Origin of the sequence: Dulcicalothrix desertica PCC 7102 (genome assembly GCF_003991905.1) — a bacterium.
GTDB lineage: Bacteria > Cyanobacteriota > Cyanobacteriia > Cyanobacteriales > Nostocaceae > Dulcicalothrix > Dulcicalothrix desertica.
The window spans coordinates 104,322-120,118 of the sequence record NZ_RSCL01000026.1 but is presented as its reverse complement, the minus strand read 5'-3'; the positions used below and the strand labels follow the sequence as shown (position 1 = coordinate 120,118).

Here is a 15,797-nt window from a genome sequence, read left to right as displayed (position 1 = left end):
GCCAACCTGCGTTTATTAACTTGAAGACGATAACAAACCTTTACACGAATGCGAAACACGTTGCCAATATGAAACAGGCTGGCTATTACGATGAAAGCACTAATGGGGTTGTTGTAATGGTCGAGCCATACAGCCAGAAACAGCAGATACAGCAAGTTGTTTACCGCATTTTAGATGCTAACTTAGACCGTGCGCGCGAAGGGTTGCGAGTCATAGAAGAATGGTGTCGCTTTGGGTTAAACAACGTCCAAATGACTTCTGAATGCAAGCAACTACGGCAAGAAATCGCTAGTTGGCATACTGCTGAATTACGTGCAGCGCGTGATACTTTATGTGATACAGGGACAGAAATTACTCACCCACAAGAAGAAACACGTTCTGGTATCAGGGCACTTTTGCAAGCTAACTTTTGTCGCGTTCAAGAAGCGTTGCGAGTTTTAGAAGAGTATGGCAAGCTCGTCAATTCCAATATGGGAATTGCTTTTAAGCAGATGCGTTATCGAGTTTACACCCTAGAAACGAATTTAATGGGTTATGAGCGGCATCAAATGCTTTTGCGTGCGCGTCTTTACCTTGTAACCTCCCCGTCAGAAAATTTAATTGGAACCGTCGAAGCCGCACTTAAAGGTGGATTGACTTTGATACAGTACCGTGACAAAAATGCCGACGATACGCTACGTCTTGATTTAGCTGTATCACTACGAGATTTATGTCGCAATTACGGCGCCCTGTTTATAGTCAATGACCGCGTTGATTTAGCGTTAGCGGTAGATGCAGATGGAGTACATTTAGGGCAACAAGATATGCCCATTTCAGTAGCGCGTCAGCTACTCGGACCACAGCGCTTGATAGGTCGTTCTACCACAAATCCGCAAGAAATGCAACAGGCAATTGCAGATGGCGCCGATTATATCGGTGTAGGGCCAGTATATGAAACACCTACCAAAGAAGGGAAAGCCGCAGCGGGTTTAGAATATGTACAATATGCAGCCCAGCATAGCACAATACCCTGGTTCGCGATTGGTGGAATCGATACTAGTAATATTAATGATGTTATCGACGCAGGCGCCAGTCGAGTCGCAGTAGTACGAAGTTTAATGCAAGCAGAACAACCAACCTTAGTAACACAATATTTACTATCGCAGTTGAACCGCATTCAATCTGAACGCAAGTAATATGTCAAAGCAAATAACACTTCAGGTAAACGGCGAACCCCGTACATGTACAGAGCAAACCCCTTTACCTGACTTACTTCAACAACTAGGCTTTAACCCCCGTCTCGTTGCCGTTGAATACAACGGCGAAATCTTACACAGACAACACTGGGAAACCACAAAAATCAAAGCCAACGACAACCTAGAAATAGTCACAATTGTTGGCGGAGGTTAACTCTACCGCAAACGAATAAAATCCACACTATTGTCATGCTGAGGAACGAAGCATCTTTAAGATTTTTACCAAATTTATGAACGACCAAAAATATGCAATTGCTTATTAAGAACTCGTATAAATTATTAACGAGGATGACATTTTTTATACTTGAGTTCTGTTTTACAAAAGATTAAGTCTAATAAACTGATGCGTGCTATTTCTAACGTAACATTACATAGAGTTTTGTTCGTATACATATATTGGAAAAAATCTGTATAAACTAAAGGACTGTGGAGACGTAAATTTGTAATAGCACGTCTGTTCTAAAATTTAATATAAAATCAATTAAAACATCTATGTCAACCAAAATTAAACTAATGGCAGACTACGGATGTTACCCTTTATGGTGGGCATCGGGAGACCTAGTTGGTAATATCGACCCTGCAAAACTGCCTTTAAGTCAAGAAACTATAAGCAGATTGTATAAATGGGCAGCAGTTTACAACACAACATTAAACTGGGATGACCCCACAAACTCACCTGGCTTTTCTAGCCCAGAAGTAGAAGCAGATTTTGATGAAGAGGCAATTAAACTTTGGAAGCAACTGCAAATAGAACTGGCACCTAATTACGAAGTTGTTTATTTTAGCGATATATTGGGGAAAATTGTAACAGATGAAAGTGAATTAACAGAGGCGCAGAGGGTACAGAGAGAGCAGCTAGAGAGGGCTTGAGGAAGGCGCCTGTTTCCACGGTTGCTGTCTCCACTTTAACTTCCGTTTTACTTTAAAAGTATCAACTTCGGGCATATGAATCTCCACAAGTTCTAGAGTTTCTTGAACTAATGCTTCAAGTTCATCAACTGCAATGGTAGCTTCATGATTAAACAAACCTTCGAGACGAGAGGCAAGATTAACAGGGGCAATCTCCATTTGCTCAATAAATCTGTTCATCCGCTTAAATTGAAACGTTGAATAATACAAGCGGTTTAATCCAGATAACACACCAAGAAGATTTTGGGATGATTCAACCATTATTTGGTAGTACCAAAGCGTTGTATCTCTTTTCGCAAGCTTAGACTGCATTCCCCAAATAGGTACAAACTTGAGATAATGCTCGACCATTGTTTGCGCGAGTCCATCCGGAAAATCCGCAATTTTTGCTTTCCACTGCTCAATCAACGTTTCCCCGTACAACGGAATCCCAACCAGCGTTCCTGACATCGCTTTCATAATAGGAGATTTAACATCAAACTCTTCTAAGATGCTTGAAATTTCTTTTTCCCATTGTGCTATCGTCGCATGAGCGAATTGACATTCAACCCCGTTTACAACGAAAGTCTCGCTCCTCGGCGCCCTCTTGTCTATCACCCAAAACCCCAATTAACTCTACACCTTGATTTTGCTCACGCGCGAGGCGCAATTCTTCTTCAGAAGGCAATTCATCGTAATAAAGCATCACATCGCAATCTGAGTATTCATCACATAAACCTTCTGCAACGGAACCTGTAACCATTACAGCTTTCGTTTTCGGGTTGGCAATATAAGCTTTAACATTACGTTTTAGTAATTCCAATAAGTATTGAGCTTTATCAGTCATAAAAATCTTATATATATGTAAATGTAAAAGCCTCCCTCAGTGAAGAGAGAGGCTTTATTAAGTTTTATGACCAAAATGATTGTTGATACAGTTATTTAAAACATGCTCATAATCGTAATAACGCTGACGCTGGTCAACATTACAGCAACACCCATAGCGATTGAAACACCCAATTGACCTGGATTTGATGAGTTCATATTTCTAATACCATGAATTTTTGACGATGTACTTACAATAACAACCTGCGTATTCTTACACATTAAAAAGACTTAATTCTTAAATAACCTTTACTTAACTTTATAAATACAACTGTGCCTACTCTTATGCATTTCTGTCAATCTTCACAAAGACATAGCTTTTCATAACCAGTTCTTATAGTCAAGATTATTAGTTCAAATATTTCTTTCTTATAAAGCGGGTGTCGTGTCGCCTACCTCAAACAAGGCACTTATGGCGCCCCCAAACCAATAGCAAGTTAATTCATGCCAAAATACTGTTTGCGAATAGCTTTGAGGACTTGTAGCAATTCAACAGATGAACTAGCACGAGTTATATCCAACTTTGGCAATAACTGGTAGACAGGTGAATTTGCTTGCTGAATATAAACAAATTGATAATCCATACCATTTGTACACAACCCCCACACTGATGATTGTTCTTTAATCGCATCATATGCGTAGGTAAGCAATTGAGGTAATCCTTCCAATGCATTTATACTACTATTCTTGGTTTCGATAACCAAAACCCAAAATGGCGTTACTTCAGTTTCTTCGATCTGTCTATTTAAAGCTAATATATCCATACGCCCTTTAATCAGCCTGTCATTATCTTCTACTAAGATATCGGCGATTTTTTCTTCTAAAAGTATTTTAATGCGAGGAATATAAAATCCTGCTAGTCTAAGTAGAGGCGCCAAAAATAAAAATCTTATTTGCCCTTCACTAATTTTTCCATCTCCATAGTAGCAGTCAAACAACTTCCTAATTTCCTCTAATTCCTCCTGCTCAGATTCAGTTAAAGGTTCCAAAGTCAACAAAGACGTAAAGGAGTTGTTAAAAGTTGATTGAAATTTTAAGAGCGCTTTGACTTGATTTAACGTGAGATTACTTGCATCAAGGGTTGTAGTCATTGTCTAAAACCTTTCCCTACCTGTATGATATAATAGTACCAATAGGGAAATATTTTTCTAGCTACAACAATGAATCTTCACAAAAGTGAGATAGATGCTTTATTAATTCAATATAATATACAGGTAAATTACGAAAGATTACTTTGGGAAGTAGCTAATAATATTGTTACGATATTGTTGACCAGGGTGTACAAACGTTAAAAAATCTTGCTCAGGTTTTACTTGAATCTAAAATTTGGTCTTTTTGGTAGGATTAAAAAGTTTTCTCAGTCTAAAATGGCGCCTATTTTTGTCTGACTCTGTTTCTCTCGTGGTCTCTGTGGTAAAATAAAGATTATTAACAGGCATTATTTATAGTCGGTGCGTGACGCTACAGGTCTTATCGTTTTCAGTGATATTTTGTCGTAGCGTCACACACCCTACGTCACTTTCACTAATACGTCACTGACTTTTGTACTTAATTCATCATCAGTAATGTGATAAACTAAATTTCTCTCTCCATCCTCTCCTTGAGCATGAAAATACCCTGATAAATTGAGATGTGTATTGATTAATTTATCTAGTGTATCTTCAAATAATTCTAAACCAGATTCAGTTACGTCGGCGCCGTAAAATAAATAAGCTGTCCAATTTATGGGGTTTCTATTCCAAGACCACCCCTGTAGATAAAAACCCATTTTACTATCTTGCTCATAAGTACGCTGTAATGACTCTATTAGTTGAGTTGCTTTATCAAACTTTTCTGGTTCGGCTTCTAACCAACCACGTAGGGAAAAAAAGTATGACATAATACTACTCCTTACTCCATACAATAACGATTCCTTACCTATCTTCTATATATTTACGAACTTCAGGATGTGGTTTATTTTGGAACCAAAATTCCGCACGCTTTCCTAATTCCGACGCTAACCTTATTGTTTCCTTGATTTGTTTGCGTGTTTTTTTATTCAAAAAGTTATAAGGCTTATTAATTGCTGATTCCGAGTCTTTGGCTTGGATTAATGCTTCTGAGGTCACAGCACCACTGATTATTTTAATTCTATAAATAGACTTAAATAGTACTAAATGACGGAGAAGTCTTAAGGTTTATTTTTACTTTATACATAAATCTTAACATAATTATAGGAATATCTTGTGGGGTGGGCATCCTTGCCCGCCCTGACTGATAAATGCCCGCCCTAAATGAAGAACAGTTCGTGATGCCTGTTCCACAAGATGATTAATTTAATTATTGGAAATTTCCTATGGGTTGAATAATATTGTAGTATTTACAAGGCTTTGTGCTATGGTTTAAAGTTTGAGGCAGTCAGGGTAAGGACTGAAGTCCTTATTACGGGGAGGGGTTGGAGCTTCACAAAAATTTTTCTTTGATTATAATATTTCCCTGTTGCAAATATCACTATAGTTGGTACACTTATACCTTATTGGCTCGCTTGAATAAATTTTATTTGGAAGCGGCGCCACTAAAACACGTTCCTCACACACCTACCCAAGACAAATACCCGCTTATGGTTCACATCAAGCGCGTTGAACTTACAAATTTTAAATCGTTCGGCGGCACAACTTCAGTTCCTCTATTGACAGGTTTTACCGTCATATCTGGGCCCAATGGTTCTGGTAAGTCGAACATTCTGGACGCGCTACTGTTTTGCCTTGGTTTGGCAGGTTCTAAAGGGATGCGTGCAGATAGACTTCCTGATTTGGTTAATACAACACAAGTGTCAAAAGGACGTTCGACGGTTGAAGCTAGTGTTACCGTTACCTTTGACCTTTCTGACCATGAACCGGATGCTGTTTTAGATGAAGATTTAACTGTTACGGTTATTGAAGACGACTTGCTGCCTCCGGAAGAAGAGGAACCAGAGGAAGAAGAAGTTAGCGAAGACGATAAAAACCGTAAGGAAAAAATTCGCGCGAAACCGGGTGAAGATTGGTGTGTGACGCGAAGATTACGTGTAACGCAGCAAGGTACTTATACTTCTAACTATTATATAAATGGTATTTCTTGTACTTTAACTGAGTTACATGAAGAACTGGAACGGCTGCGGGTTCACCCTGAAGGTTATAATGTTGTACTCCAAGGGGACGTTACGAGTATTATCTCGATGAACGCACGCGAGCGTCGAGAAATTATTGATGAGTTAGCGGGTGTGGGAGCATTCGATAGAAAAATTAACCAAGCGAAAAAGACTTTAGAGGAAGTTAAAGAAAAAGAAGATAATTGCCGCATTATTGAGTCGGAGTTAGTAGCGCAGTGCGAAAGGTTAGCGCAAGATAAAGCTAAAGCCGAAAGATATCAAAAATTTCGTGTAGAATTTCTGGAAAAGCAAAAGTGGGAAGCTGTATTATCATGGCGAACGTTACAAAATCAGCAGGAACGCTTACAAACACAAATTCAAGCTGGAGATAAGCAAAGTTTAGAGCTAACTGAGCAGTTGACCAATGTAAATAATCAAATTGCTGCAAAAAATATTGAACTCGAAGAACTCAACTTACTCCTCAAAACTTTGGGTGGTGAAGAGTTATTAGCTGCACAGTCACAGCTAGCAAACCAGGAAGCTGAACGAAAACAGCTAACTCGCAGAGCTAGTGAGTTAAACGCAGCACAGCAAGAAACTTCTAGAAAGTTACAAACTACACAGTTAGAAATTGAGCAGCATAGAAAAAACTTGCAGCAAATTACCGAAGCGCAAACTGTAGAGCAACAATCTATATTATATTGTCAGCAGCAACGCGCGTTAGTTCAAACAGCTTTAGAAGAATCTCGCGAAACTGCTGCTCAAGTTGCCGAAGCTTCTGAAGCTTGGGTACAACAGCAAACTGCACTTAACCGTCAAGTAGAGACTTTGCTACAAACTCTCGAACCGCAGCGTACAGAACAAGCGCAGTTAAGCGAGCGTAATTCACAGCTAAGAACACAAATTCAAGAACAAAGCGATTTATTACAGCGTATTGAGCCAGAATTAGCTGAAAAACAAAGTCAGTTAAATTCAATTCAAGAAGAATTTAATAGTTCAAATCAACCAATTCAAGAATTAGCACAAAACCTTAGCGCAACAGAGCAGGAATTACAGTTACAGCAGGAAACACAAAAGCGTCTTTTAGCAGAACAGCGTGATAAAACCAGGCAATTAGATAAACTAGAAGCGCAAGCACAAGCACAACAAGATGCCCAAGGAACAGGCGCCAGTAAGTTAATATTACAATCGGGTTTACCTGGGGTTTGCGGTCTGGTTGCCGAGTTAGGACGAGTAGAACCACAGTATCAGCTTGCTTTAGAAATAGCTGCTGGCGCCAGATTGGCTAATATTGTAGTAGAAGATGACTCTGTAGGCGCCGCTGGGATTGAATTACTCAAACAGCGTCGTGCAGGAAGGGCAACTTTTCTACCATTGAATAAAATTCAAGCAGCAAGAACACCATCTGTTAGTGATTTACGGAATGCAAACGGTTTTATTGATTTAGCAGTTAATTTAGTTGAGACAGAGAACCGTTACCGCGATGTTTTTGGTTATGTGTTTGGTGGAACGGTGATTTTTGAAACTTTAAACCAAGCCCGCGCGCATTTAGGTAGATATCGTATAGTTACTCTTGATGGAGAATTGCTCGAACCCAGTGGAGCGATGACCGGGGGTAGTACTGGACAACGTTCGCAATTACGATTTGGGGCGCCAGAAACAGGAGAAACCGAAGAAGTAAGATTATTAAAGCAACGTTTAACAGAGATTGAGCGCGTTTTAGAAAGATGTAGCGATGCAATTTTATCAATGGGCGCCCGCGTCAAGCAATTGTCACAAGAATTAACAGAAAGTCGTCAAGCCAAACGTGAACAACAATTGCGGTTAGAACAGCTACAGCGTGAAGTTAAAACCTTAACAGCACAAGTAGAAAGTACAAAATCTCAACTCTCACAAAACCAAAACAAATTTACCACTGCTCAATCGCGCTTAGAAATATTAAATAACTCATTACCTGGTCAAGAAGAACAATTAGCACAGTTACGGCAAACTTTAGCAACATTAGAAGCAGAACAAACACCAAGCGAATGGCAGCAAGTCCAAGCAGTCATCAAAAATAACGAGCAACAATTAAAACAACGGGAAACCGCACTACGTGAAGCCGAACAGCGCTTAACTAATTTGGAATCACAGTTTACTCGTTTAACAGAACGTATTCAGGAATCAGAAACACGTATAACCCAATACCAACAAGACCAAACCAATTGTAGAGACGCGATTAATCGCGTCTCTACAGAATTAACCGCACTCAGCACTTCTATAGAACAAACACGCGCTAAATTAACTGAATTAGAAGCAAACCTAGGGGAAGAGAAGAAAAAACGCGATGCACTCGAAGCAGAACTACGCGCGCATTTATTACGTCAGCAGCAACTTGAGTGGGAAGTCCAAAAATTACAGGAGTCTCAACTCGCACGTCGAGAAGAACTAACTAATGTTCAAGAGCAGTTGCGAACGATTGCCCCAGATTTACCTAACCCATTACCCGAAGTACCGGTAACGGTCGATTTAGAGGAACTGCAAAAAGAACTCAAAAGTCTCAGCAAGCGAATGCAAGCAATGGAACCAGTTAACATGCTCGCGCTCGAACAATACGACCGTACCCAAAACCGCTTGCAGGAATTAACGCAAAAACTCGAAACTTTAGAAGGTGAACGTACAGAACTACTATTTAGAATTGAAAATTTCACTACATTGCGTCAGCGTGCGTTTAAAGAATCATTCGATGCTGTAAATGAAAACTTTCAATCAATTTTCGCAACACTCTCAGATGGTGATGGTTATTTACAATTAGATAACCCCGAAGACCCATTCATCAGCGGTTTGAACCTTGTGGCACATCCCAAAGGTAAACCTGTACAGCGTCTAGCTTCAATGTCGGGGGGAGAAAAATCTTTAACAGCATTAAGCTTTATTTTCGCCCTGCAAAAGTACCGTCCATCACCTTTTTATGCTTTTGACGAAGTAGATATGTTTTTAGATGGAGCAAATGTAGAACGATTAGCTAAAATGGTTAAACAACAGGCGCAATCTGCACAATTTATAGTTGTTAGTTTACGGCGCCCAATGATAGAATCAGCCGAACGCACAATCGGCGTAACTCAAGCGAGAGGAGCTTATACTCAAGTTTTGGGAATCAAGCTCAAATCGGAACATACATCGGCTTGAGTTTTTGTTAATAATAGTGTATAGATTAACCGGATTCGAGATTCAGGACTCGGTATTAGAATGACCTCAGAACAAACTATTAGACGCTCGGATATTTTAAACACACAGGTAGTCACCAGCGACGCTAGGCGACTCGGTATTATTAGTCAGGTATGGGTAGACGTTGACCAACGCGAGGTTGTGGCATTTAGCCTACGAGATAGCCTGATTTCCGTTTCCGGTGTGCCCCGTTACATGTACTTAGATAGCATCAGAAAAATCGCTGACGTCATCTTAGTAGAGAACGAAGACGCAATCGAAGATATTGACGTTGAAGCTTATAGTAATCTCGTCAACTGGGAAGTTATCACCGAAACAGGTGAAGCTTTGGGTCGAGTACGCGGCTTTAAATTTGATACAGCAAACGGCAAACTATTAACAATAGTTATTGCATCAGTAGGACTACCTCAACTACCCGAACAAGTTTTAAGCACATACGAACTATCAATCGAAGAAATTGTCAGCACAGGCCCAAACCGTTTAATTGTATTTGAAGGCGCCGAAGAACGTCTCACACAATTATCTGTAGGTTTACTCGAACGCTTGGGTATTGGTCGGGCGCCTTGGGATAGAAGCGGTGACGAAGAATACTACGCTCAACCTCGTACAGTTGCCGCAGACAAACAACTTCCCAGCGGTATACCACTCGAAGCACCAATGGCAAAAGTTCGCGCTCCCGAAAGAGTCGAAGAACCAGCATGGGACGAAGACGACTACGAACCGATACCAGCACCAAGGCGCCAAGTCATGGAAGCGCGCGCCAGTTATGAGCCAGCACCCCGCTACGATGACGACGACGAAGACGATAACTGGAGTGAAGCATCTGGCAAAGATAAATACGAAAAATCAGCCAGTTACGAACTACCAAAACCAGTCATACAATACGAAGACGAAGACCTAGACCGTGATGCCTGGGATGACGACGAGGCGCCAACCCCCCTGAACATCCCCGAAAAAGTCAGACAAAAACAACCCGAATACGAAGAGTAAGGTCAGGTTGAAAAACTCTTGTGGAACAGGCATCCCTGCCTGTTCTTTCAATTTTAGGACTTTTTGGGAGTTTTTGAGTCCGGACTTTTTCGGACGGGCGAGGATGCCCATCCCACAAGATACATTTCACAAGATAAGTGAAATTTTCTATGGCATATTGATTCTTAGGCGCCATTGCCTTATTATTTAAATATGTATGTACTAAAAAGTCGTTAAGTTTAATATTACAAAATTAATGAAATTTAAGTATATTTTTTGCTAGGTATTAGAACTGTCTTCTAATGCGTCATATTATTAATATAAATATAATGTCACTATATAGATAGAGACATTAATTATAATTCTAAAAATCCATGCTGTTACAATTTTTAACCAAGCAATTTAAGATTTACGTGTTAAAACAGGAGACTTACTGATAGAGTCTGTTATAACCGCAGTCAGAGCAAGTTAATCCGCCTCTACATCACGGCGCCACAAAAGAATTAGCCATTTGTAACACATCGTTTAATTTACCAGCTTTTAAACCAGCACTATATTGAACACCCCTTCGGCGCCAAGTTAATATTCCATCAGAACAATTGGCGCCACATTGTGATTCTGTAAAATAAGCAGTTGTGCGATTTTGTAACGATACAACTTTACCTCTTTGACGTGGTGTTTTATTTGTAACAGATTCAGCACCGACAAAACCATAACGGCAGGCTGTTCCACCATTACAATCTGGAGTAAATCCAAGTATTATTCCATACTTGTTAGGTGTTGCGGTTTCAACAACTGCGTATAATTTATTTTCGCTTTCTGAGCCAGGAATTTGCTTAGGTAGTAAGATTGCAATTTTGCTATTTTTCTTTAATTTAGGCAATATAGGCGCAAAAACTGCGTTAGATTTAATTTTTGATGTTGATTGTGCCGTTTGCTGAGGTTTGGTTGGTATAGCGAATGTGCTTTCTGTAACTTGACTGGTGCCTGTAATAAGTGACAAGCCTAAAGCAACGCCTGTATTCTTCAACAAATTCATATGTAACTAATTAAACGTTACAGGCTAGTGTCTTAAATTCTTGTACTTATAACAAGTATTCTAAAAAACATTACTCAATTCGCTTAATAATTCTCTATTAATAGGCACCGTATTCAAAATATCATGTTTCAAGTCACCCCATTTTTTTCCTTCGCGTGTTTTATGTAAACTGAGAATTTCAGCCGCATGAGGATTTACTATTATGGAAGCTGGCGCCAGTTGATCCAAAAGTCTTGCATGACGATATTGAGGAGACTGTTGCAGCAGTGTATCTAATTTTTCTGCAAGTTCCAACGTATCTGTATTCGCTGTATCTAGTAAAAGGATATATCTGGCTGTTGGGATGTGTGTAGGTATGAAAGTTTTAAAGTTGGTTTCAGCCAAAGGTAAATTATCAAGTACTTGACGGACGAACTCAGAGTGCAGTTTTTCTCCAACTAAATCACTAATTTCTTGTGTACGTCCTATAAATTCTAGACAAGGAGTAGCGTGATAAAAGTGGGTAACGCGAACTCGGTCTTTAATACGGTAACGGTATAACCCACCTTTTTGAGAAATAATAATTTCGTATACTTCTGCTTTTTTAAGTTCGTGGAGAAGATGTATATTACCTTTTTCGTCTTCAAACTCGAAAAATACTTCATCCAACATTGGTACACATCCTTTCGCTGGTATCAGGGGAATAGTCATTGGCGCCTCAGTTGCTAAAAGTCCTTTACCCTGTACTAATACACCTGGGAAAAGCTTTCGTAATGTTTGGGCGCCATCCGCAGCGTTTGCACTGTCCCAACATGAAATTAGTTTGAGATGGCGCCAGAGTTTACTATATTCTGGTGGCGCCAATAGTAAGTTGTAGCGTTCGGCTGATATTTTAGTTTTTAACGACTCAGCGAGTTGTTTGTGATGAGAGTATATATAGTCAAGAATGACTTTGAGAAAACTAGGACTCCATATTGAGATAATTTCTAAGTCTTCTGCGAGTAGTAGCGCTTGAGAAAGTTTGTGTTTAAATTCTTCAGCATTGTGTATATGCTGTATTCCAGGAGGTGACACTAAAAAATGGCTGAGAATAGCGCGTAACCAACCATCAAGATATTGAGAGTCATCTTGTAAAGTTGTAACATCTGCGGGTGGAGTTAACTGTGGTGATATACAAAAGTAAATTCTTCCTGTTGAGAATTTTGGACCATTGACAATTAAGTCATGTGCCCAAACACAGAACATATGATTAAACGAACGACGCAAAGCTTTTGTATAAGGTATTAATTTTGCTGCACTCCGACTTCCTGATGTTTTTTCGTAAAAAATAATTGGTTCAGAAGTCAGGTTGTTTATACAGCTTTCAATATCTTGGTACTCAACAATAGGTATTTGGCGCCAGTGTATAATATTTAAAGATTTTCCATATTCACTTTGAGTAAAACGTCGAAAAAGTTCTTTTTGGAGATTTTTTTGCGTGATTTCTGGTTTTTTCAGCGCGCGATTAAATCTATTTGCAGCAGGTGCAATAATTTTCCCAAAAATTTGTATAAATATATTCATAATTATTTTACTACTGGAAGTGTGGTAGATATAGGTATGTATGTGTTATCGTTAATATTTACCCCTGGTGCAATATTATTTCCGGCGCCTACAAATACATTGCTACCAATTTTTACTTTTTTGACGTATAGTAATAAATCTTGTTTTTTGGGTTTAATTATATGGGAATAAATTCCAACACCATATCCAAAAATAACATTATCACCTATTTCTAATAATCCTCTGTCAGCGATTTCTAATTTTGGTGTCCAATAAACTTTTTTACCAACTGTTGAACCCCATAATCTTAACCATAGAGAAAATGCTCCTGGTATTAAGCGCAATATGGCTTCAAACACAGGAAACGTTATATAAATAGATTGAATTTGATGACTTCCCCACCAAGGTGAATATTCTTTGCCACAAAGATAACTAATATCTTCTTTTATCGGTAAAAAGTAATTATGTATTTGATAAATAAGTAAAGGGAAGATATAAATAGAAAAGAATAAACTTAGTACACTAATAATTCCAGGTTGATAGCAAATTCCTAGAAATGAACCGAATATCATTAGCATAACTAAAGTTGGAAAAAAAGAAAGTACTGTACTTAGTAAAGTCATATAAAAGGAAAGAAAAGTTTTTGTGATAAACTTAGATTTGATACGGCACCTAAATTTTCTGGTTGTTTTTCATTATCTGAATAAGTACCATGCATTTTATCCCATATTTTAAAGTTTGCTCCATAGTTACCACCTTTATAATTACGCGCGTGATGCCATGCATGGTCTTGCGGTAAAATTAACCAAGGTGCAAGTAAATGGTAAATTATAGATGTTGGTTTTGGTGTAAATTTACTATGGCGCCATAAATCTAAAGCAGAGGTTAAACTGGCGCCAAAAATATACCAAGTTGGGTCTTGGAGTAAGTATATAAACAAAGAGTGAACCCATAGGTATATAATCAAAAAGCTTGTCCATAATGTATTGCGCGAAGTTCCTACTACGTCCATTGTTGTTACTGTGTGGTGAACTTTATGCACCGACCATAACCAAGGTGTGTGGAATAAACGATGATTCCAGTAGTACAGGTAGTCTACACAAATAAAGCTAAGACTAAATACTATTAATGGATGTAATGTAAGTGTGGATTTTAAGCTAGGGAATAAGTAATGATAAAATTGAAAAACAATCGTGATTTGTAATATAGGGATAATTATTCCTTGAAAAAATAAACCAATAATATCCACAAGCCAATCTTGACGATTTTTGCTAACCAGCAGAGTTATAATATTTTGATTAGCAAAGGTTAGAGATAACAAAATTATAAAAGCAGGAAAAACTATCATAAAATTAAATATAAGGTTTATTCTTTGTGTATCTTGTCATCCTCTCTTGTCATGCTGAGGAACGTTAACGCAGTTTTCCCGCAGGGTAGCATCTTACAATCTCTCTTGTCATGCTGAGGAACGAAGCATCTTGAAAAGTTTAAATATAATCGAGATTCTTCGCTACGCTCAGAATGACAAATTATATTTAGATTTTTTATACCCAAAATTCTACGCTTACTGATTTATTCGGTAATTTACGAGGGTCTTCTCCTGCTGTGATAGTATTACGTATTGATTCGACGAATACATGAATGGTATCAGCGGGTGTGTTGGCAAATTGGGCGCCATATTTTTCTATGACTTCTGATTGTATTTTTAATGCTTTTATATCTTGATGGATAATATATTGAGCTGTCCAATGTACAAAGGGACGTGCGAGTTTGTTCCAAATGCCGTAGTTATATGTGACATCGGTGTATACTAACGTTGAGTTTTCGGTTTCTGGTATTGACTGACTCGTTATAAAAAGTTTTCGGTGTTTGCCCATATCGTATTCAACGCTGGTAATATTGGGCATATGAAATGTATCTATATGATGTATTTGTGATGCTTTGCGGTTGAGAAAGCGCGCGAACCATCCTAGGTTATTGGTTTCGTTTTGGTATTGGGCAATAACTGTACCGTTTTTTCTTTCTACCAACATTTCTAGTTTTTGTTGACGAGGTGTGCGAAAGACTCCTGGGTGAACGCTAACTGTATGGGGGATATCAATAAAATTTTCAGCGCAGTTGGTGACGTTGTTTTGAAAACGGTTTATTACACGCACTGTTTCCCATCCTGGTTTTTGGTAGTTGGGCATCACAAAAGGTTTAAAATCTTCAGATGAGTTGCGTGATAGTTTGACGTATACAAAACCATCTTGTTCTGTGGTGTTGTAGGTGAGTGTTTGACGTGCGTTACATATACGGGGGTTGTTCGCTTCGGAGGGGATGGTTACGACTTTGCCGTTTTTGTCATATACCCAACCGTGGTATGGACAGTGTATTTGTCCTTGATGAACTTTTCCTTTGGATAGACGACTGTTTCTGTGCATACATTTATCTCGTAGTGCCACAGGTTTTCCGTCTGGGTCTCGGAATATTACTAACCACTCGTTTAAGATTGTACGTGAAAGAACGGTATTTGTTTTGAGTTGTTTGCTTTCACAAACTATGTACCAAAAATCCTCGAATTTCATGTTTATGTTAAGGGGGATATTTCAATATCATTTGTAAGTTGTATTTGACAAGCTAGTCTCGCTTGTGGATTTTCTGGTGCGAAGATTTCTAAGATTTCTTTTTCTTCTTCACTTGGGGGAGGTATATCTCCTTTTATAGATACAAGGCAGGTTCCGCAAATTCCTGTTCGACATCCAAATAATATAGGAGAGTTTTGGATGGTTAGGTATTCAGAAAGATTATCGTTTTTGTTCAGATGTATATCAGGATAATTTTGTTCAAAACTAATTTTACAAAGTTTTTTATTCATTGTTATATCTCTTGTGGAGCGGGCATCCCTGCCCGCCTCTACTAATTTAATTTTTTTATTTTCACCACAGAGCCTAACTAGTTCACA

General features: G+C 38.7%; 17 protein-coding genes. 6 read left to right on the top strand and 11 right to left on the bottom strand.

Annotated features, from left to right (window positions below; genetic code table 11):
- The first annotated feature begins 68 nt into the window (after nucleotides 1-68).
- The 3 genes from DSM106972_RS39960 (at nucleotide 69) to DSM106972_RS39950 (ending at nucleotide 2,105) form a co-directional block, all read left to right on the top strand.
- On the top strand, nucleotides 69-1,175 hold the full coding sequence (locus DSM106972_RS39960) for a thiamine phosphate synthase (RefSeq protein ID WP_127085899.1): 1,107 nt from the start codon (nucleotides 69-71) through the stop codon (nucleotides 1,173-1,175).
- 1 nt (nucleotide 1,176) lies between these two features.
- A complete protein-coding gene (gene thiS, locus DSM106972_RS39955) occupies nucleotides 1,177-1,389 on the top strand; it encodes a sulfur carrier protein ThiS (RefSeq protein WP_127085898.1) in 213 nt (70 codons plus the stop codon).
- 338 nt (nucleotides 1,390-1,727) lie between these two features.
- Nucleotides 1,728-2,105, top strand: a complete 378-nt coding sequence (locus DSM106972_RS39950) for an immunity protein CdiI family protein (protein WP_127085897.1) — start codon at nucleotides 1,728-1,730, stop codon at nucleotides 2,103-2,105.
- Here DSM106972_RS39950 and DSM106972_RS39945 read toward each other — a convergent pair.
- The 3 genes from DSM106972_RS39945 to DSM106972_RS39940 all read right to left on the bottom strand — a co-directional run bounded on the left by DSM106972_RS39945 (nucleotide 2,091) and on the right by DSM106972_RS39940 (nucleotide 4,099).
- Nucleotides 2,091-2,741, bottom strand: coding sequence for a hypothetical protein (locus DSM106972_RS39945; RefSeq protein ID WP_233787233.1), 651 nt, complete (start codon nucleotides 2,739-2,741; stop codon nucleotides 2,091-2,093). The two genes, DSM106972_RS39950 and DSM106972_RS39945, sit on opposite strands and share 15 nt — an antisense overlap.
- A complete protein-coding gene (locus DSM106972_RS54225) occupies nucleotides 2,689-2,970 on the bottom strand; it encodes a nucleotidyltransferase domain-containing protein (protein WP_233787232.1) in 282 nt (93 codons plus the stop codon). Before DSM106972_RS54225 ends, DSM106972_RS39945 begins: the two co-directional genes overlap by 53 nt.
- A 475-nt stretch (nucleotides 2,971-3,445) precedes the next feature.
- On the bottom strand, nucleotides 3,446-4,099 hold the full coding sequence (locus tag DSM106972_RS39940; RefSeq protein ID WP_127085896.1) for a restriction endonuclease subunit R: 654 nt from the start codon (nucleotides 4,097-4,099) through the stop codon (nucleotides 3,446-3,448).
- Nucleotides 4,100-4,272: 173 nt separating this feature from the next.
- On the opposite strand from DSM106972_RS39940, the gene DSM106972_RS56015 reads away from it, so the two are divergent.
- The gene (locus tag DSM106972_RS56015) at nucleotides 4,273-4,350 is read left to right on the top strand and encodes a hypothetical protein (protein WP_127085915.1); all 78 of its coding nucleotides are present in this window, start codon (nucleotides 4,273-4,275) and stop codon (nucleotides 4,348-4,350) included.
- A gap of 168 nt (nucleotides 4,351-4,518) precedes the next feature.
- Here the strand turns inward: DSM106972_RS56015 and DSM106972_RS39930 are convergent, their stop codons facing one another.
- The gene (locus DSM106972_RS39930) at nucleotides 4,519-4,887 is read right to left on the bottom strand and encodes a hypothetical protein (protein ID WP_127085895.1); all 369 of its coding nucleotides are present in this window, start codon (nucleotides 4,885-4,887) and stop codon (nucleotides 4,519-4,521) included.
- A gap of 34 nt (nucleotides 4,888-4,921) precedes the next feature.
- The gene (locus DSM106972_RS39925; protein ID WP_272954048.1) at nucleotides 4,922-5,116 is read right to left on the bottom strand and encodes a restriction endonuclease fold toxin; all 195 of its coding nucleotides are present in this window, start codon (nucleotides 5,114-5,116) and stop codon (nucleotides 4,922-4,924) included.
- Nucleotides 5,117-5,607: 491 nt separating this feature from the next.
- Here DSM106972_RS39925 and smc point away from each other — a divergent pair, with 491 nt between their 5' ends.
- Complete coding sequence (smc, locus tag DSM106972_RS39920) at nucleotides 5,608-9,285, top strand: chromosome segregation protein SMC (protein WP_127085914.1); 3,678 nt, start codon at nucleotides 5,608-5,610, stop codon at nucleotides 9,283-9,285.
- Nucleotides 9,286-9,345: 60 nt separating this feature from the next.
- A complete protein-coding gene (locus DSM106972_RS39915) occupies nucleotides 9,346-10,314 on the top strand; it encodes a PRC-barrel domain-containing protein (protein ID WP_127085893.1) in 969 nt (322 codons plus the stop codon).
- A 463-nt stretch (nucleotides 10,315-10,777) separates the two neighbouring features.
- Here the strand turns inward: DSM106972_RS39915 and DSM106972_RS39910 are convergent, their stop codons facing one another.
- From DSM106972_RS39910 to DSM106972_RS39880, 6 genes are all read right to left on the bottom strand, one after another.
- Nucleotides 10,778-11,332 carry a hypothetical protein gene (locus tag DSM106972_RS39910; protein ID WP_127085892.1) on the bottom strand — a complete coding sequence of 185 codons (555 nt, stop codon included), beginning with the start codon at nucleotides 11,330-11,332 and terminating at the stop codon, nucleotides 10,778-10,780.
- 60 nt (nucleotides 11,333-11,392) lie between these two features.
- Complete coding sequence (locus tag DSM106972_RS39905; protein WP_127085891.1) at nucleotides 11,393-12,874, bottom strand: GH3 family acyl-acid amido synthetase; 1,482 nt, start codon at nucleotides 12,872-12,874, stop codon at nucleotides 11,393-11,395.
- 2 nt (nucleotides 12,875-12,876) lie between these two features.
- Nucleotides 12,877-13,476 carry an LbetaH domain-containing protein gene (locus tag DSM106972_RS39900; RefSeq protein ID WP_127085890.1) on the bottom strand — a complete coding sequence of 200 codons (600 nt, stop codon included), beginning with the start codon at nucleotides 13,474-13,476 and terminating at the stop codon, nucleotides 12,877-12,879.
- Nucleotides 13,473-14,201 (bottom strand): sterol desaturase family protein, encoded by a 729-nt coding sequence (locus tag DSM106972_RS39895; RefSeq protein WP_127085889.1) that lies wholly within the window; start codon nucleotides 14,199-14,201, stop codon nucleotides 13,473-13,475. The genes DSM106972_RS39900 and DSM106972_RS39895 overlap by 4 nt, the downstream gene beginning before the upstream one ends.
- Before the next feature lie 196 nt (nucleotides 14,202-14,397).
- Complete coding sequence (locus DSM106972_RS39885) at nucleotides 14,398-15,420, bottom strand: aromatic ring-hydroxylating dioxygenase subunit alpha (RefSeq protein ID WP_127085887.1); 1,023 nt, start codon at nucleotides 15,418-15,420, stop codon at nucleotides 14,398-14,400.
- A 2-nt stretch (nucleotides 15,421-15,422) separates the two neighbouring features.
- A complete protein-coding gene (locus DSM106972_RS39880; RefSeq protein ID WP_127085886.1) occupies nucleotides 15,423-15,710 on the bottom strand; it encodes a 2Fe-2S iron-sulfur cluster-binding protein in 288 nt (95 codons plus the stop codon).
- Between the last annotated feature and the right edge of the window lie 87 nt (nucleotides 15,711-15,797).

Excerpts from the sequence above, each read along its gene's own strand:
- DSM106972_RS39900 (WP_127085890.1), bottom strand. The coding sequence starts at position 13,476 with ATGACTTTACTAAGTACAGTACTTTCTTTTTTTCCAACTTTAGTTATG.
- DSM106972_RS39960 (WP_127085899.1), top strand. The coding sequence starts at position 69 with ATGAAACAGGCTGGCTATTACGATGAAAGCACTAATGGGGTTGTTGTA.
- DSM106972_RS39885 (WP_127085887.1), bottom strand. The coding sequence starts at position 15,420 with ATGAAATTCGAGGATTTTTGGTACATAGTTTGTGAAAGCAAACAACTC.
- thiS (WP_127085898.1), top strand. The coding sequence starts at position 1,177 with ATGTCAAAGCAAATAACACTTCAGGTAAACGGCGAACCCCGTACATGT.
- smc (WP_127085914.1), top strand. The coding sequence starts at position 5,608 with ATGGTTCACATCAAGCGCGTTGAACTTACAAATTTTAAATCGTTCGGC.
- DSM106972_RS39895 (WP_127085889.1), bottom strand. The coding sequence starts at position 14,201 with ATGATAGTTTTTCCTGCTTTTATAATTTTGTTATCTCTAACCTTTGCT.
- DSM106972_RS39880 (WP_127085886.1), bottom strand. The coding sequence starts at position 15,710 with ATGAATAAAAAACTTTGTAAAATTAGTTTTGAACAAAATTATCCTGAT.
- DSM106972_RS39905 (WP_127085891.1), bottom strand. The coding sequence starts at position 12,874 with ATGAATATATTTATACAAATTTTTGGGAAAATTATTGCACCTGCTGCA.
- DSM106972_RS54225 (WP_233787232.1), bottom strand. The coding sequence starts at position 2,970 with ATGACTGATAAAGCTCAATACTTATTGGAATTACTAAAACGTAATGTT.
- DSM106972_RS39950 (WP_127085897.1), top strand. The coding sequence starts at position 1,728 with ATGTCAACCAAAATTAAACTAATGGCAGACTACGGATGTTACCCTTTA.
- DSM106972_RS39940 (WP_127085896.1), bottom strand. The coding sequence starts at position 4,099 with ATGACTACAACCCTTGATGCAAGTAATCTCACGTTAAATCAAGTCAAA.
- DSM106972_RS39915 (WP_127085893.1), top strand. The coding sequence starts at position 9,346 with ATGACCTCAGAACAAACTATTAGACGCTCGGATATTTTAAACACACAG.
- DSM106972_RS39910 (WP_127085892.1), bottom strand. The coding sequence starts at position 11,332 with ATGAATTTGTTGAAGAATACAGGCGTTGCTTTAGGCTTGTCACTTATT.
- DSM106972_RS39930 (WP_127085895.1), bottom strand. The coding sequence starts at position 4,887 with ATGTCATACTTTTTTTCCCTACGTGGTTGGTTAGAAGCCGAACCAGAA.